Here is a 21,584-nt window from a genome sequence, read left to right as displayed (position 1 = left end):
AATTTGCTGCAGGGTGGGGAACGAGAGGCGTTTTGCCTCGTTCGCGCGCGTGCTCTGACAGAGCCGTTCCTCGGGGAGGCAGCGAGCAGGGCAGGCGCGCAGCGCCTATTTACCGAACGCCAGCACGTGCAGTCCGAGCCGCTGCCGCACGATCCAGAACAGGAGCACCGTCTCGAAGCTGAGGGAGATCGAGGTCGCGGCCGCGGCGCCGTGGCCGCCGTAGCGCGGCACCAGCGCGATGCAGAGCACGACGTTCATCACGAAGGCCAGCGCATAAGCGAGCGCGCAGATCTTCTGCTGACCGAGCATGTTGAGCAGCCGCTCGACCGGCCCGATGGCCGAGCGCACCACGAGCCCGATCGCGGCGACGAACATGATGTCGTAACCGATCACGAATTGCGGCCCGAACAGCCAGAGCAGCGGCTTGCCGAGCGCGAGCAGCACGATGGTCGCCGCAAGCGACGGCCAGAACGTCCAGTTGATCGCATGCGCCACATAGGCCGACAGCCGTGCCTTGTCGCCGCTTGCGTTGTATTCGGCGAAGCGATGTGCCGTCGTCGCCGACATCGCGTAGTGGATGAACGAGACCAGCGCCAGCGTCTTCACCACCGCAAAGTAGACGCCGACCTCGTCGGAGGGACGGAACTGTTGCAGCACCAGCACGTCGGTATAGGACAGCAGCAGATAGAAGCTCTCGACCAAGAGGATCGGCAGCGAGACGGCGAGCCAGCCGCGGATGTCGTAGGTCTTGGGTCCGGGCGCGATGTGACCGGCGAGCTTACGGTTCAGCACCACCATCTGCCCGCTCATTGCAATCCAGACGGCACCGGCGCTCGCAACCATCGCGGCGACCGCACCGAGATGATAGCCGAGCAGGAAGGCCGCGCCGGTGATGCCGATGATCAGCGCCTGGCGGATGATGAATTGCGGCATCAAGCCCAGCTGCATCCAGTCATGCGAACGCGCAATGCCGTCCTGGGTGTTGGCGACCACGAAGGCGGGCAGCGTCATGCAGCCGATATAGAGCGGCAGCTCCTCCGCCGGGTCGATCCAGGGCGACAGCAGCCTGACGATGCCGGCAAGGGCGAGCGACACCAGCGCAGACACGGCAAAAGTCAGCCATCGGCTGCCGGAGAGGAAGCCGCGCAGCAGCGCCTGCTCACCGCTGGCGCGATACTCCGGAATGATTTTCTGCGCCGAGGCCGAGATGCCGAAATCCATCATGCTGCCGAGCAGCAGCACCCAGGTCCAGACATAGACATAGATGCCGTAATCGGACGTGCCCATCCAGCGTGCGAGCAGCACCTGCGAAAAATAAGCGAGCCCAGCGCTGATGACGCGGATGACGAAGATGGTGCCGGCGAGCCGCCGCGTCAGCGAGGCCTCGCTCGAGCCGCCCGTTAGCTTGGCCCGCAGCCGCGCGATCAGGCCGGCCGGTCCGGTCGTTGCGGGTTCTGCATCCATCACGGCCACGAAGAGTCCCCAGGGCGTCCCGCGTGCTGCGGCAGGCCCGGGACTTAGCAACCATTCCTTAAGATTCGGTTGGACCGCTTCCGGCGGCTTCCTCCGAAAGCCGGCGCAGGGAGGCGAACGTCATTTCGCTTGGCGCGGGGGCGCGGATGGCGTCGTTGCCGCAATCCCTCCAATTTAGCGCGTGACCTTCCGGGCCGCCTCGAACTATGCTGGCCGCATAGTGAATTCATTTGGAATATGTGCGGGCCGGTTGGTCGCGCACGGGACGCCATTTTCAGGCCTTTTCAGAAGGAGCGATTGATGACTCGATTCATGATGTGCATGACCGTGCTCGCCGCGATGGCCAGCTTCGATCTCTATTCCATGACGCCCGCGCGGGCGGACGCCTGGGGATGTTCCTACGAAAAGTGCCTGGCTTACTGCGCCAAGGTCGGCGGTCAGCGCTGCAGCACATATTGCACGAAGAAGCTGCAGGAAAAGCAGGCTTCGAAGGTCTGCCCCGCATCCTGATCGGCTTCGTTGCTCCGTCCGCGACGAGCTATTCCAGGTTGGTATTGAACTCGTAAGACTTCTCCGGTCCGACCAGCGTGAATTTCAGCGCTGCGCCGTCGGGCTTGGCGCCCGGCGGCAGGCCGTCGAGTTCGAACGAGAAGCGCTTCACGCCAGCCGGGCTTTCCTTGACCGGCTCCGGAATCGGCAACGCCCATTCGGGCGTCGGCCCTTCCACGTACAGATTGACGTTGCTTCTGTCAGGCGCAACCACGTCGACCACCACGTTCTTGGGACCGTCGCGCTTGACGTCGCGGATGGTGAGCGGATTGGGATCGCCGATATTGGCTGGCTTGGGCACAGCGTCGAGCGCCGCGCGCAAATTGGCATCCTCGGTGGAGGCAACGTTGTTGAAGCCGAGCTCGAGTTTGGCGTCGACCGGAATGCAGAGCTTCTCGCACACGGCGTAATTGATCTCGGCACGCAAGGTCACGGGCTTGTCGGCCGCCTTGGCGACGATGCGCAAGGGCAGCACGATCTGGTCATGATAGCCGATCGAATGGCCGCCGGCGCCATCGTCGAATTTCAGCGGCGCCGGCCACATGATCGTCACCGCCTCGACATTGTCCGACTTCGAGAAGTCGAACCGCGGCGGAACGCCAGAATCGCCGGGACTGCGCCAATAGGTTTTCCACCCCTGCTGGAGCTGGAAGGCGATACCGCCGAGCAGGACGGCGCCGCTGCGGGATCCCGCCAATAGCCGCACTGCGGAATGTCCGTCGCGCTGCCACGGCGAAGCGTCATCGGCGTGGGCTGCGATGGCCAGTGACGACGCAAGCAGGGTTGTCGCGACGCCAATCGCCGCATGCAGGGGAACTCTTGTGAGCATGGCACGTCTTTACAGGGTCGCCCTCGCGCAAACCATTGAATTGCTTGTGATGGATGCACTTGAATCGCATCCCTGCAAGCCTTGATTTGACAGCGGCCCGGCCCGACATCAGGATAGGAATTGAAACCGGAGTGCTTCACCGATGGCTCCCACAGGCAAGAGGACGGGCGAAAGCACCCGCGGGGTGGGCTCCGGACTCCCGAATTCGGCCGGTTATCTCGACGGCCGGCTGTTGATCGCGATGCCCGTCATGGGCGATTCCCGCTTCGAGCGCTCGGTGATCTATCTGTGCGCCCATTCGGCGGAGGGAGCGATGGGCATCATCGTCAACCACCCGGCCGGCAGCATCGACTTCCCCGAGCTCTTGCAGCAACTGGGCATCATCAAGAAGGGCGAGCACATCAAGCTGCCTGAGAATGCCGAAAGCATGAAGGTGCTGCGCGGCGGCCCGGTCGATACCGGCCGCGGCTTCGTGCTGCATTCGAGCGACTTCTACATCGAGAACGCGACGCTGCGGATCGATGACGGCGTCTGCCTCACGGCGACCGTCGACATCCTGCGCGCCATCGCCAACGGCTCGGGCCCCAAGCACGCCATTCTCGCGCTCGGCTATGCCGGCTGGGCGCCGGGCCAGCTCGAGACCGAAATCCAGAGCAACGGCTGGCTGCATTGCGATGCGGATGCGGATCTGATCTTCGGCGACGACGTCGACGACAAATACAACCGCGCCCTGCACAAGATCGGCATCGACCCCGGCATGCTCTCGAACGAGGCCGGACACGCGTAGCTGGTGCGTTTGTCGGTGGCGACATACTCCGGTGTTGCGCCACCCACCGCTGTCGTCGCCCGGCTTGACCGGGCGACCCAGTACGCCGCAGCTTCTCGGTTCGATCACAGCCATCTCTGGAATACTAGATCGCCCGGTCAAGCCGGGCGATGACACCGATTGCTGAGTAGCGTTGCGTCCGGTCGTTCCTACTCCGCCGCCTGCTGCTGCACCGTCGGCTCCGTTCCTGCCACCGTGGCGCGGCGCATGTCGCGCGGCTGCGACTGGTCGTAGCGCCGGACGCGGTGCATGGTCTGGCGGTTGTCCCACATCACGAGGTCATGCAGCTTCCATTTGTGGACGTAGACGAACTCCGCCTGCGTCGCGTGCTCGTTGAGATCGCGCAGCAAGAGGCGTCCCTCCGGCACGCTCATGCCGACGATCTTGCCCGCATGCGATGACAGATACAGCGACTTGCGACGATGCACGGGATGGGTCCGCACCAGCCGTTGCAGCACCGGCTTGAACATCTGCTTCTCGTCGTCGGTGTATTCGGTGAAGCCGAGCGATCCCCGCGAATACATCAGCGAATGTTCGCAGATGAAATCCTCGATCTCCGCCTTGGTCTCGTCGTCGAGCGCATCATAGGCGGCGCGCATGTCGGCGAATTCGGTGTTGCCGCCCTTCGGGTTCACCACGCGCGCCGACAGCAGCGAGAATTTTGCCGGGATTGGGCGGAACGAGCTGTCGGAGTGCCACAGGCAATTGCCGAGGTTGAACAGATTGGCGCGGCTGTCCTTCGGCAGCGGCTTGCCGTCCTTGCCGAGGTTGGAGACGTCGTTCAGGCCCGAGCTGAGGCGGTATTCGTCGGCCTTGGTGATGTTGCCGCCCCGGGCGTCCTCGCGCTGGCCGAAATTGAGCGCAAAGGCCATCTGCTGCTCGTCGGTGATGTCCTGGTCGTGGAAGACCAGCACCGCGTATTTGTCCATGGCGGCCTCGACCTCGCGTGCTTCGGCCTCCGTGAGAGGCTTTCGCAGATCGAGGCCGGAGACCTCGCCGACAAAATGCTTCTGAAGCTGCCGGATGGCGATCGTCATGACGTTCTCTCCCGCGGGTCGCGAGCGGTTGGTCCCGCTCTGTCGGCGAAAAAGCTACTCTCCGACCCGGCGTTGTCAACGCTCGGCATGCATGGCTCTCACGCGTTCCGCGCCATCAACCCGCCATCCACCGGAATCACCGCGCCGGTGAGGAACGACGCCGCCGGCAGGCACAGGCTCAGTGTCATGTGCGCGACCTCCTCGGGGTCGCCGTAGCGTCCGAGCGCGGTGCGGCGCTTGGCGTAGATCGTCTTGTGCTCTTCCGAGATGCGGTCGGTGATCGCGGTGCGGATCGGGCCCGGGCAGATGCAGTTGACGGTGATGCCTTCGCGGCCGAGCTCGACGGCGAGCGAGCGGGTGAGGCTGGCAACGCCGCCCTTCGCTGCCGAATACGGGCTGTGCAATGCGGTGGCGCCGAGCGCCTCGGTCGAAGCGATGTTGACGATGCGCGCGCACTTGGACTTGCGCAAATGAGGCAGCGCGGCGCGGATGATGCGCGGATGCGCCGTCAGCATCACCGCGATGCCCCTGGTCCAGGCGTCCTCATAGGCCTCGTCGTCGATCGCGACCCGCACGGAGATGCCGGCATTGTTGACCACGATGTCGAGCCCACCGAAATGCGCGGCGATCTCGTCAACGACGCGCTTGATCTCGCCGCCGTCGGCAACGTCGAGCTTCCATGCCTTTCCTGATCCGCCGCTCGCGGCGATCTCCCCGGCAACCGCCTGCGCGCCTTGCGCGTCGAAATCGGTGACGGCAACGTTCGCGCCTTCAGCGGCGAACACGCGCGCCGTCGCGCGCCCCATCCCGCTCGCCGCGCCGGTGACGAGAACGGTCAGGCCCTTGACGGACCGGCTGAGCTCCTTGAACTCGGACATGTTGTTTCCTCGGGAAGTCGCTTGTTCTTGTTATGATTGACAAGGCTGGCACCGATCCGCAGACAGGTCAAACAAGCAAGACAAAAGGGAGGCCGCGATGGCGAACGAGCTCGATTTCTCAGGCAAGCAGGTGCTGGTCGTCGGTGGTTCGAGCGGGATCGGCAACGGTATCGCGCAGGCGTTTCGCACGCGGGGCGCGCAGGTCGCGGTTTGCGGCACGCGTGCTCGCGCAACGGAATATTCCGCGGAGGAGGGCTCCGATCTCACGGGTCTTTCCTACGCGCAGCTCGACGTCAGCAACCCCGCTGCGGTCGAAGCGTTCAAGCCGTCCTTCGACAGGCTGGACGTGCTGGTGCTCGCGCAAGGCGCGGTGCTCTATCGTCGCGGCGAATTCGAGATGGCCGGATTCCGCAAGGTGGTGGAGGTCAATCTCATGAGCCTGATGGCTTGCGCCACGCGTTTTCATCCCATGTTGCGGGATGCGAAGGGCGCGCTGATCATGGTGTCCTCGACCGCGGCCTATCATTCCACCATGGGCAATCCCGCCTATAACGCCTCGAAGACCGGCGCGGCCGGATTGACGCGGACGCTGGGCGAGGCCTGGGCCGAGGACGGCATCCGCGTCAACGGCATCGCGCCGGGGCTCGTCGACACCAAGATGACGAAGGTGACGACCGACAACCCGAAGCGGCTCGAAGGCGCGCTCGCGCGCATCCCGCTGCGGCGATTGGGCACGCCGGCCGATATGGCGGGCGCGGCCCTGTTCCTGGCCTCGCCGCTGTCGTCCTACATCATTGGCCAGACGTTGGTCGTCGATGGCGGGCTGATTTTGTAGTTTGTTGCCGGGCCACACATACACTTTCGTCATGGCTTGGAACTGCGCTGCTCCTGATCGGTTACTTGGGCTGACCCCCGAGGAGGAGCATCATGGATACGGATCGGATTGTTGGCGCGGCCAAGGACTACGCAGGTAAGGCGGAAAGCGCGATCGGAGACATGGCAGGCGATTCCAAGACGCAGGCCTCAGGCAAGGCACGCGAGGCTGCGGGCACCGTGCAGAATCTCTACGGCCAGGCCAAGGATGCCGTGCGTGACGCCGCGGACACCGCGACCAGCTACGCCAAGGACGCCTATGACAACAGCGGCGACACTTTCCGCGATGGCACACAGGCGCTGTCGAAGAAGGTGCAGGACAATCCGCTCGGTGCGCTGATGGTGGCCGGCGGCATCGGCTTCGCGCTCGCGCTGCTGATGTCGCGCCCCGCGCGTCGTCCCCCGCCGTCGCGCTGGCGCTACTGAGGGCTGAGCGACAAGCACGCATCTCGTGCCCCGGACGCAGCGCGCCACGCAGTGGTGCGCTGCTGAGCCGGGGCACGTTCTTTTTCGAAGGCCGTGAGAGGAATTGGATCCCGGCTCTGCGCAGCGTCTACGCTGCTGCGCGTCCGGGACACGCGATCGCCGTTCCGAAATTACCGGAACATCTCCGCCGAACGTCCGACGTTACCCGGCGGACGCGGGACCCCCGGGTTGGGATTCGGATTGCGAGGTCCGGGCGCGGGCGTCAGTTGACGCGGCGGTGCCGGCTGCGGTGAGCCGAAGCCGAAGAAATCCCGGAAGGATGGGCTCGCCTGTGCCGGCTGTTGCGGCGGGACCGGCGGCTTCTTCGGCGCCAGCTTCGGCGGCGCGATCGCAGCGGCCGCCCCCGGTGTCCCCGATGCATTCGGGCCGTTGCCGTCAGGCGTCGTCGCGGCAACAGGCGTATCGCCCTTGGCCTGCTCGCGGCCGACTTCGCGGCGCGGCCAGGCATAATCGTCGGCGCGGCCGGCGGGAGCTGCCAGCGGCTCGCCCTTCACCATCGTCTTTGCAGCGAGCGCATCGACGGCGGCGGGACGCGAGCCCGGGCCGCCCAGCAATTGATCGGTCGAGATCGAGGCCGCAACCAGCGGCACGATCGGCCCCGCCAACGGCCGCGGCGCGGGCTTGCCGGGCTCGGCGCTGGTATCGGGGGTCGCAGGCTCGCTCGGCAGCGCGATCGGGCCGGAGCGTCCCGCCAACAGGCGCGTGATCTCGCGCTCGACATAATGCGCGAGCTTGCGCGCGCCGGCCTTGGTGAAATAGACGCCGTCAGAGCTGCGCAGCTGGCGGATCTGGCCTTCGAAGTCCGGCCCCTTCTGCAGGAAGCGGCCGGCTTCGTCGACGAAACCGTCCCAGACATCGACATAGGTGATGCCGGCCTTGGCCGCGCCCTCGCGATAGAGCGAGTCGAGGAACAGCGTATCCGCGGTGCCCTTGGGTCCGCGAACCGCGGGCAGGCCGACCCAGAGCACCGGCACGCCCTTGGATTTGAGGACGTTCGCGAGCTCCTCGATCTTCTTGCCGTAAAGCTCGATCCAGCGCTCGTCGCGGAATTCGTAGAGGCCGTTCGGATTGCGGGCGGTCTTTTCGGGGGCGGCCGCCGGCGTGTCGGCGTTGTCGGCGTCATCCTGCGGCAGGTCGGCATCGGCAGGCTTGTCGTCGGGCTTGGCGGCCGTATCGTGGCCGGGCTTCGTCTCGCCGGGCTTTCCGTCGCTTTTTCCCTGTGGCTTGCCGCGCGCGCCCTTGTCGCTCTTCTTGTCCTTGTCCGCAGGCTTCTCCGCCGCCGGCTCGCGGATCGCGGCGCGGTCGTTGAGGCCGAGCATGACGACGATGACGTCGGGCTTTTCGGTCTCCAGGATGCCCCTTGCCGCCGCCGCCCAGTCCGAGGGCTCGCCCTTCGGCTGGTACTTGATCAGGCCTGAAACGGTCTTGTGCTTGCGGATCACGCCCATGTCGGGCTGCTCGGCATAGGCGTCTTCCAGGCCATAAGCGAGCCAGTCGGCCATCGCGTCGCCGAGCACCAGCACGTTCTTCTCAGGGATCGTGTCGCGCTTGGCCGGCCCCGGCGCACGCGAAAAATCCTGGCGCGGTGCCTGCGGTTGTTGCTGTTGGAACGGTGCAAAGAAGTCGCCGCCGAACCATCCACCGCCACCACCGCCGCGTTGCGGCGGCGGCGCCGAGCGCTGCGGCGGACCGCCGAAGCCGGGGAAGTTGAAGAACTGTGCCGAGGCAGGCCCCGCAACCGACACCAGAATCGCAAGCGCCGTCCCCAGCGCGATCAGCGGGCCGGTCTCGGTCAGCGCCTTGAACAGGGACTTCTTCGACATGCGATCTCGGGCACGCGCAACGGGGATCGGGATTGGCTCAATATAGTAACGGAATCGGGCGCCAAACGGGCAAATTCCATCGCAGATTCTTGTCCCATACACCGGGGAACAGCCGCCTCCGTCAAGGTCGGCGGGCGAAATCCCTGTTCAGGGTTACTTTCGGGGCGATTTTACCGCCCGCGCAGCCGGTCCAGCACGTCGGAGGAGGCAAATCCGTCGGCGGGCACCCCGATCGAGGCCTGGAAGTTACGCAGGGCTTCCCGGGTCTGGCCGCCGAACTGGCCGTCCGGGGTGCCCTTGTAGAAGCCGCGCTGGGCCAGCAGCTGCTGCAGTTCCAGCCGCTCGGTGCGCGACAGCTCGCGCTCCTGGCGCGGCCAGGGCTGCACGAAGGGCTGCCCGCCGCGCAGGCGGTCGGCGAAATGGCCGATCGCCAGCGCATAGGCCTCGGCCGGGTTGTATTTCATGATGACGCGGTAGTTCTGCAGCATCAGGAAGCCCGGTCCCTGCGCGCCCGCCGGGGCCAGCAGATAGGCCTTCTCCGCCGGATGCGGGAAGGGCTGGCCGGTCGCCCGCTTCAGCCCGAGCTTCTCCCATTGCGCGATCGGCATCGCCTTGGTGCGGTCGGCCAGCATGTAGTTGAAGCCCTGGGGCACCACCACCTCGAAGCCCCAGGTCTGGCCGGCCTGCCAGCCGTCCTTCTTCAGATTGTTGGCGGTCGAGGCGATCAGATCGGTGGGATTGTCGACGACGTCGCGGCGGCCGTCACCATCGCCATCGACGGCAAAGCGCTTGAACGCGGTCGGCATGAACTGGGTCGGGCCGAAGGCGCCGGCCCAGGAGCCGCGCATCTGCTCCGGCCTGAGATCGCCGCGGTTGACGATCTCGAGCGCCGAGAGAAACTCGTCCTTGAAATAGGCCTGGCGGCGGCCGATGCAGGCGAGCGTCGCGGTCGATTGCAGCACGCTGCGGTCGCCCATCTGTGTCGAGTAATTGGACTCGATGCCCCAGATCGAGGCGATGATGTAGCGGTCGACGCCGGTGGCCTTCTCGGTAGCGTCGAACTGCGCCTTGTATTTGGCGAGCACCTCGCGGCCCTTGGCGAGACGGTTGTCGTTCACGAGGATGTCGAGATAGTCCCAGATCGATTTGGTGAACTCCGGCTGCGAATCCATGAGATCCATGATGCGCAGATCGGGGCTGAGGCCCGCCGTGAAGCGCTGGAAGTTTTCCTGCGTGACGCCGCGTCGTGCGGCATCGGGCCACATCCCGGCGACGCAATTATTGAAATTGCCGGCGGCCTCGCGGATCGCCGCAGCCGTCATCAAGGGATGGCCGGAGGCGCCGTCCTCGCCGCTCCAGGGCTGGGGGCCGCCGGAGCTCGTCGGGGCTTGCGACGGCGCAGGATTGGGGCCGGAGAAGATGCCGCCGAACAGGTTGGACAGGCCGTTCTGCGCCTGGGCATGCGCGCCGGCAGGCAGCAGCAGAACGGCCGCAATCATCATTGCGCCCGTTGCGGATACCGCCCGTCTTGCTTGCCCTGCCACCGATCGCATCATGTCCCACCCGTCGGGCTGTTCAAAAATCCGCCATCAGGAGGCCTGGTTACGGTTGCCAATAGCTTAACAAAGGTGAAATTTTGGTGGCGGCCTTTTTCTTAACTCTGCGCGGATGAGGCCCCACATCCGCCTTTGTTGGCGGCTGCAAACAGGCTAGCAAGATGCCGTTGCTCCATTCTTGGCTCCGCTTCCAGCTTCGTTCCATCTGCCCCCAGGTATTCGAACAATCCCATGAAAATTCGCAAAGCCGTATTCCCCGTCGCCGGCCTCGGCACCCGTGTCCTGCCCGCCACCAAGGCGATGCCGAAGGAAATGCTGACCATCGTCGACAAGCCGCTGATCCAGTACGTCTATGACGAGGCGAGGGAGGCCGGCATCGAGCACTTCGTCTTCGTCACCGGCCGCAACAAGAACGTCATCGAAGATCATTTCGACCGGATGTTCGAGCTCGACGCGACGCTTGCGGCGCGCGGCAAGAAGGCCGAGCAGGACATCCTGGCGCAGAACCAACCCGAAGCGGGCGCCGTCAGCTTCACCCGCCAGCAGGCGCCGCTCGGCCTCGGTCACGCGGTCTGGTGCGCGCGCGACATCGTCGGCAACGAGCCGTTCGCCGTAGTGCTGCCCGACGAACTCGTGCTCAACACGCCGGGCTGCCTCAAGCAGATGATCGAGATGGCATCCTCGCTCGGCGAGAAATCCAATCTGGTCGCGGTCGAGGCGGTGCCCGACCATCTCACCCATCAATATGGCATCTGCGGCGTCGGCAAGCGCAGCGGCAAGATGTTCGAGGTCGACGGCATGGTCGAGAAGCCGGCCAAGGGCACCGCGCCCTCCAACCTCTCGATCACCGGCCGCTACATCCTGCAGCCCGAGATCTTCAAGATCCTGGAGACGCAGGAGCGCGGCGCCGGCGGCGAGATCCAGCTCACCGACGCCATGATCGGCCTCGCCAAATCGCAGAAATTCTACGGTGTCGAGTTCGAGGGCGAGCGCCACGATTGCGGCTCCAAGCCCGGCTTCCTGCGCGCCAACATCGCCTACGGCCTGAAGCGGCCGGAGTTGCGCGACGGCTTGATCGCGGAGATGAAGAAGTATCTGGGGCAGTCATAGCCACCCACGCCGTCGTCCCTGCGAACGTAGGGACCCATACCGCGTGATCTGTCGATTGCGTTCGGTAGCATTACCGAACGGCGTGTCTTCGCCAAACTCTTCCCTGTGGTTATGGGTCCCTGCGCCCCGTGCGCAATTGCGCACTAGGCAGGGACGACACCGGTGGTGTGGCGGATTGCGTCGCGTTCAATAACGGCGGCGTAGCGCTTCACGCCACCAGCGACAGCTTCGGCAGGCTCGCCACCACCGACTGATTGCGCCCGCCCGCTTTCGCCGCATAGAGCGCCTTGTCGGCGGCGGCGACCAGGACCGACCAGTCCATGCCGGCGGTGGGAATGAGGCTGGCGACCCCGCAGGACACCGTCAAGATCACCTGCTCATCGGACCAGCCCTGCACCTTGGTGCGGATCGCCTCGGCGACCTTGAAGGCGTCGGCGGCCGAGATGTTCGGCAGCAGCACGGCGAATTCCTCGCCGCCATAGCGCGCGGCACAGTCGCCGGCCCGGCTCACCGAATCGGAAATGCAGATGGCGATGCCGACCAGCACCTGGTCGCCGGCCTGATGGCCGAACGTGTCGTTGTAAGCCTTGAAGTGATCGGCATCGATCATGAGCAGCGCGACCGGCGCCTTCTGGCGCATGGCGCGCCGCCATTCGACGTCGATGACGGAATCGAACTTGCGGCGGTTCTTCAGGCCGGTGAGCGCGTCCGTCGTCGCCATCTCCTCGAGCTTGCGCTCGGCCTCGGCGCGCCGGCCGATCTCCCGCGCCAGCACCAGGGTCGATCCCAGCACGAACAGCGCGAGCACCAGCACCACGGCGCCGATGCGAAACGCCTCTTTCTGCCAGAGCGCGAAAACCGCGGCCAGAGGCTTGCCCGCCACCACGAACAGCGGTCCGCTGTCGGCGCTGCGGACATAGAGCCGCGGCGTCGGATCGACCGGGCCCTGTCCGGAATAGGCGGCGCCGACCGGGAGGTTGTCCGCCTTCCAGGCCCGGCGGTCGTTCAGGTTCGTGCCGATGATGTCGAGATCGAACGGCCGCCGCATCATGATGGTGCGGTCGCGCTTGAGGACGGTGATGGTGTCTTCGGGGTCGAGGTTCAGCCGCTCGAACAATTCGTGGAAATAGCTGAAGCGGATCGAGCCGGCGACGACGCCGAGGAATCCACCGTCGGTGTCGCTGATGCGCCGGCTCAGCACGATCGAGTAAGCGCCGCGGAACAGCATCGGGCGGCTGATGAAGAGCCCGGCCTCGGGATTGTCGCGATGGACCCTGAAATAGTCTTCCTCGCTCCGGTTCTCCGGGAGGGGATCGAGCGTGGAGGCGTCGATGGCCAGCCTGCCCTCGGGGTCGAACACCTGGATGGCGCCGAAATGCCTCGCCGTCGTCGCGTGATCGAACAGGATCAGGTGACGGACCGGCTTCGACACCGTCGCCAGCTCGGGCAGCAGCATGTTGCTGGCGACCGCCTTCAGCGAGAGGTCGTAGATCTCGACGTTGCGGCTGACGTCGGACTGGATGGTCGTCGCGAGGTTCTCCAGCGTCTGACGGGCGAGCGCCTCCTCGCCGCGGCGCATGTCGAGCATCACGTTGACGCAAATGGCGGAAAAGCCGATCACCGTCACCACGGACGAGATGATCAGCAGCTTCGCCGAAATCCGCCACGGCCGGCGGGCCATGACGTCGCGCCATCCAGATAACATCGCTCGCTCCCGATATTAGTGGATGCGCCCGAAAGCTTGAGCAGTGTTTAAGGCAGGACGGAGCTGCCGTAGTGAGTTAAGAATCGGTATACGCAGGCCACGGTTTTGGGCAGGCCCGGTGTGGGCAGACCCGGTTTCGGACAAGAGGACTGATGTGAACGACTACGACGCTTTGCGCGACTATCTGATGCGGCAGAAGCAGGATGAGCTGGTGCTGAGCTTCGAGCAGATCGAAGAGATCATCGGCGCGGCCCTGCCGCGCGCGGCCAATCGTGCCTCGTGGTGGGACAGCCTGCGCAGCCCCGACATCCAGATGCCGCAGCGCGAAGCTTGCCTCGCCGCGGGCTTCGTCGCGACGCGCATGCCCGATGGTACGAGCGTGCGGTTCACAAAGCGCAAGCCGCAGAGGCGGTGGTAGCGCAGTGGCACACTCTTCCCCTCTCCCCTTGTGGGAGAGGGTGGCTCGCCGCGTAGCGGCGAGACGGGTGAGAGGTTCTCTCCGCGAGCCAATCTCTTGCGGTTGAACTCGCGGAGACAACCCGGGAGAAAGAAGAAGATCAGCTCGCCGCTTCCAGCCGCACTTCCGTCAGCAGCCGCATCGCCGCATCGGCATCCATCGGTTCGCCGAAGGCGAAGCCTTGGGCGTATTCGCAGCCCATCTGGTAGAGCTCGACCGCGTCCGAATCCGTCTCGGCGCCCTCGGCGACGACGTCCATGCCGAGATCGTGCGCGAGCGCGATGATCGACTTCAGGATCACCGGCCGCGTGCCGCGGTTGGTGGTGCGCACGAAGGACTGGTCGATCTTGATGGTGTCGAACGGGAAGCGCTGCAGATAGGCCAGCGAGGAATGGCCGGTACCGAAATCGTCGAGCGACAGTCCGGTGCCGAGCTCGCGGATCCGCGTCAGCATCTGCGCCGCGTGCTCCGGGTTCTCCATCACCAGCGATTCCGTCAATTCCAGCTTCAGCGTGCCGCGCGCCACCGAGGAGCGCGACAGCACGGTGCGGATGTCGTGGATCAGGTCGTGGCGTAGCAATTGCCGCGACGAGACGTTGACGCTGGCGAAGATCGGCTCGCGCGAGCGCATCGCGCGCTGCCACACCGAAAGCTGCTTTGCGGTCTGGTCGAGCACGAACATGCCGAGGTCGACGATCAGGCCGGTCTCTTCCGCGATGGTGATGAACTCCGACGGCGCCATGCGTCCGAGCTTGGGGTGATCCCAGCGCACCAGCGCTTCGAAGCCGGCGACGGAGCGATCCTCCAGCCGCACGATCGGCTGATACAGGATCGTCAGCTCCTGGCGCTCGATGGCACGGCGCAGCTCGCTCTCCAGCGTCAGGCGATCGGTCTTCCGCGCCCGCATCGCCGGCTTGTAGACATCGATGCGGTCGCCGCCGATGCGCTTGGAATGATACATCGCAAGCTCGGCGTCCTTGATGATCTCGTCCGTGAGCTGCGTTTGCGGATCGGAGAGCGCGAGGCCGATCGACGCGGTCAGGAAGATCTCGCGGTCGTTGAAGGCGATCGGCGCGCGGATGGTCTTGCGGATGGTCTCTGCGAAGGCGGTGATGCGGGCCGGGTCCTGCTCCGACAGCAGGATCAGGCCGAACTGGTCGCCGGCCATGCGGGCCAGCGTGTCCTGCGGCTTCAGGATGCGGGTGAGGCGGCGGGCCAGCGTCAGCAGGATGGAATCGCCGACCGCGATCCCGACGGAATCGTTGACCTGCTTGAAGCGGTCGAGGTCGATCACCATCAGCGTCGGCCGCAGCGTCGGCATGGTCTTGGCGAAATGCGCGACCGCGCCGAGCCGGTCCATGAACAGCTTGCGGTTGGGCAGGCCGGTGAGGTTGTCGTGCACGGAATCGTGCAGCAGGCGCTCCTCGGCGTTGCGCAGCTCGGTGACGTCGGTGAGCGTGCCGACGACGCGCGAGACCTCGCCGTCCGAGCCGACCACCGGCCGCGCCTTCAGCGCGAACCACATGAAGTGGCCATCGGGGGTACGCAGCCGGAAGTCCTGCACCAGGCGGCCGCGGCGCTGGTCGAGCACGCTGTCGAGCGCGGCGCGGAAACGGTCCTGATCCAGCGGATGCAGTACCTCGAGCCAGGAGGCCGCAGGCCCCTCCAGCGTGCCGCGCTTGAGGCCGAGCAGGGCTTCCGTTTCGGGGCTGGTGAAAACCTTGTCGGCGGAGACGTCCCAGTCCCAGATCAGGTCGCCGGAGCCGGCCAGCGCCAGGGCGCGCCGCTCGATGTCGGAGACGACGCCGGTGGAGGCGCCGCCGCCGGCAAAGGCGTGCTGCATCACCGTGAAGCCGATCAGCATCACGATCAGCACGAGGCCGCCGAGCAGGGCGGGGCCGACGATGTCGTTGGTGACGGAGCCGGCGACCGTCATGCCGGCCGCGACCACCCAGACCACGAGGAGGAACCAGGTCGGGATCAGCAGCACGGCGCGGTCGAAGCCGTGGGTGGAGAGATAGACGATCAGCGCGAAGCCCGCGAAGGCGATCAGCACCAGCGAGATGCGCGCGATGCCGGAGGCGACGGCCGGATCGAACAGCGCAAGCGCGACCAGCGATCCCAGGAAGGCGAGCCAGCCCACCGTGATGTGCGAATAGCGCACGTGCCAGCGGCTGAGATTGAGATAGGCGAACAGGAACACCAAGAGCGTCGCCGCCAATATCGCTTCGCCCGCCGCGCGCCAGATGCGCTCGGCGTTGTTCGACATGTCGAGCACCTTGCCCCAGAAGCCGAAGTCGACGCCGATATAGACCAGCACCGCCCAGGCCAGTGCCGCGGCGGCCGGGAACATGATGCTGCCCTTCACCACGAACAGAATGGTCAGCACCAACGCGAGCAAGCCGGAGATGCCGATCACGATGCCCTGGTACAGCGTGAACGAGTTGACCTTGTCCTTGTAGGCTTCCGGCTCCCACAGATAGAGCTGCGGCAGCTTGTCGGTGCGCAGCTCCGCCACGAAGGTGATGACGGCGCCGGGGTCGAGCGTGACTCGGAAGACGTCGGCGGTCGGGCTTTCCTGCCGCTCCGGCCGGTCGCCGGTCGAGGGCGTGATGGTGGCGATGCGCGACAGGCCGAGGTCGGGCCACAACAGCCCTGAGGAAACGATGCGGTAATGCGGGGCGACGATCAGGCGGTCGAGCTGGTCGTCGGTGTTGTTGGCGAGCGCGAACACCACCCAGTTCTGGCCGCCCTCGCGGGCGCGCACCTCGATGCGGCGGACGATGCCGTCGGTGCCGGGCGCGGTGGAGACCTGGATGCGATCGGCATCGCTGCGCTGATGCTCGAGCACGCCGGTGAGGTCGATCGCGGGCGCGTCACTGCGAACGCTGACGGCGTCGAGCGCGCGTGCAGGGGACGCGGCAACGAGCATCATGAGGCCCAGCGCGATGGGCGCGAGGCACCTGATCAGACGCAAGGTCAGTTCTCCGCGTTCGACGCAAACTCTTCGGTGAAGACGATTTCAGACCGAACGAAAGTGGTTCGGTGCGTCGCGATAGATGCCACGAAAGCGAGGAAAATCAAAGGGTTTCCGCCTCGCCCTGTGGGCCGGCGGCCTAGACCTCCAACACAATTTTGCCAATATGTGCGCTCGTCTCCATGCGCCGATGCGCATCGGCTGCCTTTTCCAGCGGGAAAGTGCTGTCCATCAGCGGTTTGACGCGGCCTTCGCGCAAAAGCGGCATCACTTTCGCTTCGATTGCGGCCACCATCGCCGCCTTGTCCGCATTAGTACGGGGGCGCAGGGTCGAGCCAGTATGGGTGAGGCGCTTGACCATCACCTTGGCGATGTTGACGCTGACCTTGGGCCCGTTGAGAGTTGCGATCTGCACGATGCGGCCGTCCACCGCGGCGGCATCATAATTGCGATCGACATACTCGCCGGCGACCATGTCGAGGATCAGATTGACGCCTTCCTTGTTGGTCGCTTCCTTGACCACGGCGACGAAGTCTTCCGTCTTGTAATTGATGGCGCGGTCGGCGCCCAACTTGAGGCAGGCGTCGATCTTGTCCTGCGATCCCACGGTGACGAACACTTTCGCGCCGAAGGCCTTCGCGAGCTGGATCGCCATGGTGCCGATGCCGGAGGAGCCGCCGTGGATCAGCAGCGTCTCGCCGGCTTTCAGGCCGCCGCGCTCGAACACATTGTGCCAGACGGTCATCAGGGTTTCCGGCAGCGCGCCGGCTTCCTTGATCGACAGCGCCGGCGGCACGCTCATCGCCTGGGCGTCCTGGGCGATGCAGTACTGCGCATAGCCGCCGCCGGCGACCAGCGACATCACCTTGTCGCCGATCTTGTGCCGCTTGGCGTTGCTGCCGACCGCGACCACTTCACCGGCGATCTCCAGGCCGGGCAGGTCGCTGGCGCCGGGCGGCGGCGGATAGGCGCCGGAGCGCTGCGCGACGTCGGGCCGGTTCACGCCGGCGGCCTGCACCCTGACCAAAATCTCGTCCGGTCCGGGCTGCGGAACGCTGCGCTGCTCAGGAATCAGCACCTCCGGTCCGCCGGGCTTGGAGATGGCGACCACGGTCATTTGCGCGGGCAGCTTGTCCATGATGTGTCCTTGAGCAAAGGTGCGGGAGGAAACGAGGCCTTTGCTTAGCCAGAGCGGTCCGGGCTGGCAACCGCCTCAGACGTGGGGTCCGGTCCGCGGACGAGAGGAGGAACGGCGATGGCGATGGAAGACGACGACCGCCCGCGCAAGAAGATCACGCACGAAATCGGACAGGATCTCTCACTCTTGTCGGTGGAGGAACTGACCGAGCGCGTCACGCTGCTCAAGACCGAGATCGTCAGGCTGGAAGAAGCCGCCACCAAGAAGCGCGCCTCGCGCGATGCGGCGGATCATTTCTTCAAGAAGTAGCGATCTCGTGTCCCGCACGCGGTGCGGCCCTGGCGATGCGAAGCATCGGCCAGCGCGCCGCTCCGCAGAGCCGGGATCCACGCCTCACCCCATGCATCTGCCAAAGAACTGGGCCCGGCTCAGCAGTGCAGCGCTTCGTGCCGCACCGCGTCCGGGGCACGAGACCTGCTCGGCCACTGGCCGACATGGCTAACGAACTCTCAAAAAATTCGCTCGTTTACTCCGGATTAAGCTTTTCACTTTATGACTGGAACTGTCCTCGTTTGGACACCGAGTGGCTCCTGTCCACTCTGTTTGACGCCTCCCTGTTATCAACTTCAAAAGCCGCCGGTCTCCGGCGGCTCTTTTTTGCTTTTTGCATCCCGTTGCGGTTGAATTCCTGGGAATGACCCGCGGAAACCATATCCGCGCTTGTCACTGGACTCGGCGTCCCGCCCGCGCAATGATTTGTTCATCATAAGCCGGCGCCAAAGCCGGACAGTCAAACAGTTGCGTAAGAGGCGTTAACCATGGAACGTTTGCAGGCCGACGGCGCTCTCGTTCAACTCAGCGAGCGGTTCACCAATTCTGCGGCGTTCGGCGTCCTGTTCCGCGAGGGCATGGATCTCGTCGAAGAGACCGCCGCCTATCTCGACGGTGCCGGCCGCACCGAGGCCAAGGCGCTCGACCGTGCCGTCAGCCTGACCTACGCAACCGAGAGCATGCGCCTCACCACCCGCCTGATGCAGCTCGCCTCCTGGCTGCTGCTGCACCGCGCGGTGAAGGAAGGCGAGATGACGCTGAGCCAGGCCAATCGCGAGAAGACCAAGGTCAAGCTCAGCGCCGCCGATCCCGGCCCCACCGACACCATCGAGAAGCTGCCCTCGCAGCTCCAGGACCTGATCCATCGCTCGATGAGCCTGCAGACCCGCGTGCGCCGCCTCGACACCACCATCCACACCCCGCCGGCCGAGCACATTGCGATCGGCAATCCGCTGGTGCCGCACCTCAACGCGCTGAAGGCCGCGTTCGAAAGGTAACGCCGCGTTGTCATTCCGGGGGGCTCGTAGAGCCGAACCCGGAATCGAGGTTACGGATTCGATGCTACGCATCGCCCCGGAACGACAGTCCCAAAAACACAAAAACGCCCCCGGCTCTCCGGGGGCGTTTTCCGTCTCCAGCCTTGCGGGCCGGATCAATCCTTTTTGAGGAAGCCCGAAAACTTCTTCTGGAAGCGCGAGACGCGGCCGCCGCGGTCCAGCATCTGGGCGTTGCCGCCGGTCCAGGCCGGGTGCGACTTCGGGTCGATGTCGAGGTTCAGCGTGTCGCCTTCCTTGCCCCAGGTCGAGCGGGTCAGGTACTCGGTACCGTCGGTCATCACGACCTTAATCGTATGATAATTCGGATGAATTTCGGCTTTCATGGCAAATTCCTCGGCGCCCGGCGCCTGTTCTGGTGGCTCGCGAATGACGGATTTGGCCGGCTCTATACCCCACGAAACCCCGTAAAACAAGCCGGGCTTGCGCGGTGAACCGGGTTTGCCCCTAAGGGACATCCCGGATTTGCCACTACTGTTGCACCGGCCTATTGGGAGCAAACGAATGCAATGGGTCGGATCTCATGAGCGCAGTGGAACGGCTTGATGGCCAATATGTCGATCAGCCCGGAATGAACGCCGCGGACACAACCTCGATCGAAGCCGAGCTGATCGAAGAGCCGGCCAAGGGCCGTGCCAAGCTGCGGCCGCTGCTCGCGCTGGCGCCCTATGTCAGCCGCTATCGCGGCCGGGCGGCGCTGGCCTTCGTCGCGCTCACGGTCGCGGCCCTGACCACGCTGCTGGTGCCGATCGCGGTGCGCCGGATGATCGATTTCGGCCTGACCCCTGAAGGCATCGAGCTGATCAACAGCTACTTCTCGGTGATGCTCGCGGTGGTCGGCGTGCTCGCACTCGCCAGCGCCGCGCGCTACTACTTGGTGATGACGATCGGCGAGCGCATCGTCGCCGACCTCAGGCGCGACGTCTTCGCGCATCTGCTCTCGCTGTCTCCCGCCTTCTTCGATTCCGCGCGCAGCGGCGAATTGATCTCGCGGCTCACCGCCGACACCACCCAGCTCAAATCGGCCGTCGGCGCCTCCGTCTCGATCGCGCTGCGAAATCTGATGATGTTCCTCGGCGCTACCGCGATGATGGTGATCACGAGCCCGAAGCTGTCGGGCTTCGTGCTGCTGGCCATTCCCTTGATCGTGCTGCCGCTGGTCGCCTTCGGGCGCTGGGTGCGCCGGCTGTCGCGCAACGCGCAGGACACGCTCGCCGAGGCCTCGGCCTATGCGGGCGAGCTGGTCGGCGCGATCCGCACCGTGCAGGCCTATACCAGCGAAGGGTTCGCCGAGAAGCGTTTCGGCGGCGAGGTCGAGCAGGCCTATGAGGCCGCGCGAACCTCGACCCAGGCGCGCGCCGTGCTCACGGCCATCATCATCTTCATCGTGTTCGCAAGCGTGGTCGCGATCCTCTGGATCGGCTCGCATGACGTCCTCACAGGCGCGATTTCGCCGGGCCGGCTCGGTCAGTTCGTGCTGTATGCGGTGTTCGCGGCAGCGGGCCTCGGCCAGCTCAGCGAGGTCTGGGGCGAGGTCTCGTCGGCATCCGGCGCGGCCGAGCGCCTGTTCGAGATCCTGCATGTGAAGCCCGAGATCAAGGCCCCTGCGGCTCCGCGCACGCTGCCTGTGCCGGCACGCGGCGAGGTCGGCTTCGATCAGGTCAGCTTCGCCTATCCGGTGCGGCGCGACGTCAATGTGCTCGATGCCGTGTCGTTCACCGTGAGGCCCGGCGAGAAGGTCGCGATCGTAGGTCCGTCCGGTGCCGGCAAGAGCACGATCTTCCACCTCCTGCTGCGCTTCTACGATCCGCGCAGCGGCGCGATCTCGCTCGACGGCGTGCCGGTCAAGTCCGCCGATCCCAGGGATTTCCGCTCGCGCATCGCGCTGGTGCCGCAGGAATCCAACGTGTTCGCTGCGAGTGCCCGCGAAAATATCCGCTTCGGCCGGCCCGATGCGACCGATGCCGAGGTCGAGCGCGCCGCCGAGCTCGCCCATGCCGCCGAGTTCATCCGCCGCCTGCCCGAAGGTTTCGAGACGCCGCTCGGCGAGCGCGGCGTGACGCTGTCAGGCGGCCAGCGCCAGCGCATCGCGATCGCGCGCGCCATCCTGCGCGATGCGCCGCTGCTGCTGCTCGATGAAGCGACGTCCGCGCTCGATGCGGAGAGCGAGACGCTGGTGCAGACCGCGCTGGAAGAGCTGATGCGCCACCGCACCACGCTGGTCATCGCGCACCGCCTCGCCACCGTGCTGTCCTGCGACCGCATCCTGGTGATGGACCAGGGCCGGATCGTCGAGCAGGGCACCCATGCCGAGCTCGTCGCCGCGAACGGACTTTACGCGCGGCTGGCGCGGCTGCAGTTCGAGGGGGCGTAAGGGGCTTCGATCGTCACCACAACCACAGTGTCATTCCCCGCGCAGGCGGGGAATCCAGTACGCCGCGGCGCCTCGGTTCTAACCTCACTGTCTCGGAGTACTGGATCA

19 protein-coding genes are annotated in these 21,584 nt (G+C 65.4%); 9 read left to right on the top strand and 10 right to left on the bottom strand.

Annotated elements, in window-relative coordinates:
• Nucleotides 1–105: 105 nt before the first annotated feature.
• A complete protein-coding gene (locus tag AC0WRY_RS30505; protein ID WP_491122219.1) occupies nt 106–1,473 on the bottom strand; it encodes a flippase in 1,368 nt (455 codons plus the stop codon).
• Nucleotides 1,474–1,773: 300 nt separating this feature from the next.
• Here AC0WRY_RS30505 and AC0WRY_RS30500 point away from each other — a divergent pair, with 300 nt between their 5' ends.
• The gene (locus tag AC0WRY_RS30500; protein ID WP_491122218.1) at nt 1,774–1,983 is read left to right on the top strand and encodes a hypothetical protein; all 210 of its coding nucleotides are present in this window, start codon (nt 1,774–1,776) and stop codon (nt 1,981–1,983) included.
• Between the two features lie 28 nt (nt 1,984–2,011).
• On the opposite strand, the gene AC0WRY_RS30495 is transcribed toward AC0WRY_RS30500, so the two are convergent.
• Nucleotides 2,012–2,851 (bottom strand): protein-disulfide reductase DsbD domain-containing protein, encoded by an 840-nt coding sequence (locus AC0WRY_RS30495; RefSeq protein WP_491122217.1) that lies wholly within the window; start codon nt 2,849–2,851, stop codon nt 2,012–2,014.
• A gap of 142 nt (nt 2,852–2,993) precedes the next feature.
• Here AC0WRY_RS30495 and AC0WRY_RS30490 point away from each other — a divergent pair, with 142 nt between their 5' ends.
• Nucleotides 2,994–3,638: a YqgE/AlgH family protein gene (locus tag AC0WRY_RS30490; RefSeq protein WP_491122216.1), complete on the top strand. Its 645-nt coding sequence runs from the start codon at nt 2,994–2,996 to the stop codon at nt 3,636–3,638.
• A 188-nt stretch (nt 3,639–3,826) separates the two neighbouring features.
• On the opposite strand, the gene AC0WRY_RS30485 is transcribed toward AC0WRY_RS30490, so the two are convergent.
• Together AC0WRY_RS30485 and AC0WRY_RS30480 are read right to left on the bottom strand one after the other, a co-directional pair.
• Entirely contained in the window at nt 3,827–4,714 is an 888-nt protein-coding gene (locus tag AC0WRY_RS30485; protein WP_194404424.1) for a TauD/TfdA dioxygenase family protein, read from the bottom strand.
• A gap of 98 nt (nt 4,715–4,812) precedes the next feature.
• Nucleotides 4,813–5,592 carry an SDR family NAD(P)-dependent oxidoreductase gene (locus AC0WRY_RS30480; RefSeq protein ID WP_491122215.1) on the bottom strand — a complete coding sequence of 260 codons (780 nt, stop codon included), beginning with the start codon at nt 5,590–5,592 and terminating at the stop codon, nt 4,813–4,815.
• Nucleotides 5,593–5,689: 97 nt separating this feature from the next.
• On the opposite strand from AC0WRY_RS30480, the gene AC0WRY_RS30475 reads away from it, so the two are divergent.
• Both AC0WRY_RS30475 and AC0WRY_RS30470 read left to right on the top strand, forming a co-directional pair.
• Nucleotides 5,690–6,427, top strand: coding sequence for an SDR family NAD(P)-dependent oxidoreductase (locus tag AC0WRY_RS30475; protein ID WP_491122214.1), 738 nt, complete (start codon nt 5,690–5,692; stop codon nt 6,425–6,427).
• A 92-nt stretch (nt 6,428–6,519) separates the two neighbouring features.
• Nucleotides 6,520–6,891, top strand: a complete 372-nt coding sequence (locus AC0WRY_RS30470) for a CsbD family protein (protein ID WP_194404421.1) — start codon at nt 6,520–6,522, stop codon at nt 6,889–6,891.
• Between the two features lie 170 nt (nt 6,892–7,061).
• On the opposite strand, the gene AC0WRY_RS30465 is transcribed toward AC0WRY_RS30470, so the two are convergent.
• Entirely contained in the window at nt 7,062–8,774 is a 1,713-nt protein-coding gene (locus tag AC0WRY_RS30465) for an SGNH/GDSL hydrolase family protein (protein ID WP_491122213.1), read from the bottom strand.
• 170 nt (nt 8,775–8,944) lie between these two features.
• Entirely contained in the window at nt 8,945–10,330 is a 1,386-nt protein-coding gene (locus AC0WRY_RS30460) for a lytic murein transglycosylase (protein WP_491122212.1), read from the bottom strand.
• A 231-nt stretch (nt 10,331–10,561) separates the two neighbouring features.
• On the opposite strand from AC0WRY_RS30460, the gene AC0WRY_RS30455 reads away from it, so the two are divergent.
• Nucleotides 10,562–11,440, top strand: coding sequence for a UTP--glucose-1-phosphate uridylyltransferase (locus tag AC0WRY_RS30455; RefSeq protein ID WP_194404419.1), 879 nt, complete (start codon nt 10,562–10,564; stop codon nt 11,438–11,440).
• 208 nt (nt 11,441–11,648) lie between these two features.
• Here the strand turns inward: AC0WRY_RS30455 and AC0WRY_RS30450 are convergent, their stop codons facing one another.
• Nucleotides 11,649–13,145: a sensor domain-containing diguanylate cyclase gene (locus tag AC0WRY_RS30450; RefSeq protein WP_194404418.1), complete on the bottom strand. Its 1,497-nt coding sequence runs from the start codon at nt 13,143–13,145 to the stop codon at nt 11,649–11,651.
• 154 nt (nt 13,146–13,299) lie between these two features.
• Here AC0WRY_RS30450 and AC0WRY_RS30445 point away from each other — a divergent pair, with 154 nt between their 5' ends.
• Complete coding sequence (locus AC0WRY_RS30445) at nt 13,300–13,563, top strand: DUF7662 domain-containing protein (RefSeq protein ID WP_194404417.1); 264 nt, start codon at nt 13,300–13,302, stop codon at nt 13,561–13,563.
• Nucleotides 13,564–13,702: 139 nt separating this feature from the next.
• On the opposite strand, the gene AC0WRY_RS30440 is transcribed toward AC0WRY_RS30445, so the two are convergent.
• Complete coding sequence (locus AC0WRY_RS30440; protein ID WP_194404416.1) at nt 13,703–16,579, bottom strand: EAL domain-containing protein; 2,877 nt, start codon at nt 16,577–16,579, stop codon at nt 13,703–13,705.
• A gap of 139 nt (nt 16,580–16,718) precedes the next feature.
• The gene (locus tag AC0WRY_RS30435) at nt 16,719–17,717 is read right to left on the bottom strand and encodes an NAD(P)H-quinone oxidoreductase (RefSeq protein WP_194404415.1); all 999 of its coding nucleotides are present in this window, start codon (nt 17,715–17,717) and stop codon (nt 16,719–16,721) included.
• A gap of 117 nt (nt 17,718–17,834) precedes the next feature.
• Here AC0WRY_RS30435 and AC0WRY_RS30430 point away from each other — a divergent pair, with 117 nt between their 5' ends.
• Together AC0WRY_RS30430 and rcdA are read left to right on the top strand one after the other, a co-directional pair.
• A complete protein-coding gene (locus AC0WRY_RS30430) occupies nt 17,835–18,026 on the top strand; it encodes a DUF1192 domain-containing protein (protein ID WP_194404414.1) in 192 nt (63 codons plus the stop codon).
• Between the two features lie 509 nt (nt 18,027–18,535).
• Nucleotides 18,536–19,045, top strand: a complete 510-nt coding sequence (gene rcdA / locus AC0WRY_RS30425) for a protease adaptor protein RcdA (protein WP_018318720.1) — start codon at nt 18,536–18,538, stop codon at nt 19,043–19,045.
• A 155-nt stretch (nt 19,046–19,200) separates the two neighbouring features.
• Here the strand turns inward: rcdA and rpmE are convergent, their stop codons facing one another.
• Nucleotides 19,201–19,428, bottom strand: a complete 228-nt coding sequence (gene rpmE / locus AC0WRY_RS30420) for a 50S ribosomal protein L31 (RefSeq protein ID WP_008137002.1) — start codon at nt 19,426–19,428, stop codon at nt 19,201–19,203.
• Nucleotides 19,429–19,625: 197 nt separating this feature from the next.
• On the opposite strand from rpmE, the gene AC0WRY_RS30415 reads away from it, so the two are divergent.
• Nucleotides 19,626–21,476: an ABC transporter ATP-binding protein/permease gene (locus AC0WRY_RS30415; protein WP_491122211.1), complete on the top strand. Its 1,851-nt coding sequence runs from the start codon at nt 19,626–19,628 to the stop codon at nt 21,474–21,476.
• Nucleotides 21,477–21,584: the final 108 nt, after the last annotated feature.

It is taken from the genome of Bradyrhizobium sp. T-12, assembly GCF_058314695.1.
The sequence above is the reverse complement of the archived record's forward strand: the minus strand, read 5'-3'. Positions and strand labels throughout refer to the sequence as shown.

What these genes read in the sequence shown, in the direction of transcription:
- AC0WRY_RS30430 (WP_194404414.1), top strand. Translation starts at nt 17,835, where the DNA reads ATGGCGATGGAAGACGACGACCGCCCGCGCAAGAAGATCACGCACGAA.
- AC0WRY_RS30415 (WP_491122211.1), top strand. Translation starts at nt 19,626, where the DNA reads ATGAGCGCAGTGGAACGGCTTGATGGCCAATATGTCGATCAGCCCGGA.
- rcdA (WP_018318720.1), top strand. Translation starts at nt 18,536, where the DNA reads ATGGAACGTTTGCAGGCCGACGGCGCTCTCGTTCAACTCAGCGAGCGG.
- AC0WRY_RS30480 (WP_491122215.1), bottom strand. Translation starts at nt 5,592, where the DNA reads ATGTCCGAGTTCAAGGAGCTCAGCCGGTCCGTCAAGGGCCTGACCGTT.
- AC0WRY_RS30450 (WP_194404418.1), bottom strand. Translation starts at nt 13,145, where the DNA reads ATGTTATCTGGATGGCGCGACGTCATGGCCCGCCGGCCGTGGCGGATT.
- AC0WRY_RS30470 (WP_194404421.1), top strand. Translation starts at nt 6,520, where the DNA reads ATGGATACGGATCGGATTGTTGGCGCGGCCAAGGACTACGCAGGTAAG.
- AC0WRY_RS30460 (WP_491122212.1), bottom strand. Translation starts at nt 10,330, where the DNA reads ATGATGCGATCGGTGGCAGGGCAAGCAAGACGGGCGGTATCCGCAACG.
- AC0WRY_RS30465 (WP_491122213.1), bottom strand. Translation starts at nt 8,774, where the DNA reads ATGTCGAAGAAGTCCCTGTTCAAGGCGCTGACCGAGACCGGCCCGCTG.
- AC0WRY_RS30475 (WP_491122214.1), top strand. Translation starts at nt 5,690, where the DNA reads ATGGCGAACGAGCTCGATTTCTCAGGCAAGCAGGTGCTGGTCGTCGGT.
- AC0WRY_RS30495 (WP_491122217.1), bottom strand. Translation starts at nt 2,851, where the DNA reads ATGCTCACAAGAGTTCCCCTGCATGCGGCGATTGGCGTCGCGACAACC.
- rpmE (WP_008137002.1), bottom strand. Translation starts at nt 19,428, where the DNA reads ATGAAAGCCGAAATTCATCCGAATTATCATACGATTAAGGTCGTGATG.
- AC0WRY_RS30435 (WP_194404415.1), bottom strand. Translation starts at nt 17,717, where the DNA reads ATGGACAAGCTGCCCGCGCAAATGACCGTGGTCGCCATCTCCAAGCCC.
- AC0WRY_RS30500 (WP_491122218.1), top strand. Translation starts at nt 1,774, where the DNA reads ATGACTCGATTCATGATGTGCATGACCGTGCTCGCCGCGATGGCCAGC.
- AC0WRY_RS30490 (WP_491122216.1), top strand. Translation starts at nt 2,994, where the DNA reads ATGGCTCCCACAGGCAAGAGGACGGGCGAAAGCACCCGCGGGGTGGGC.
- AC0WRY_RS30455 (WP_194404419.1), top strand. Translation starts at nt 10,562, where the DNA reads ATGAAAATTCGCAAAGCCGTATTCCCCGTCGCCGGCCTCGGCACCCGT.
- AC0WRY_RS30485 (WP_194404424.1), bottom strand. Translation starts at nt 4,714, where the DNA reads ATGACGATCGCCATCCGGCAGCTTCAGAAGCATTTTGTCGGCGAGGTC.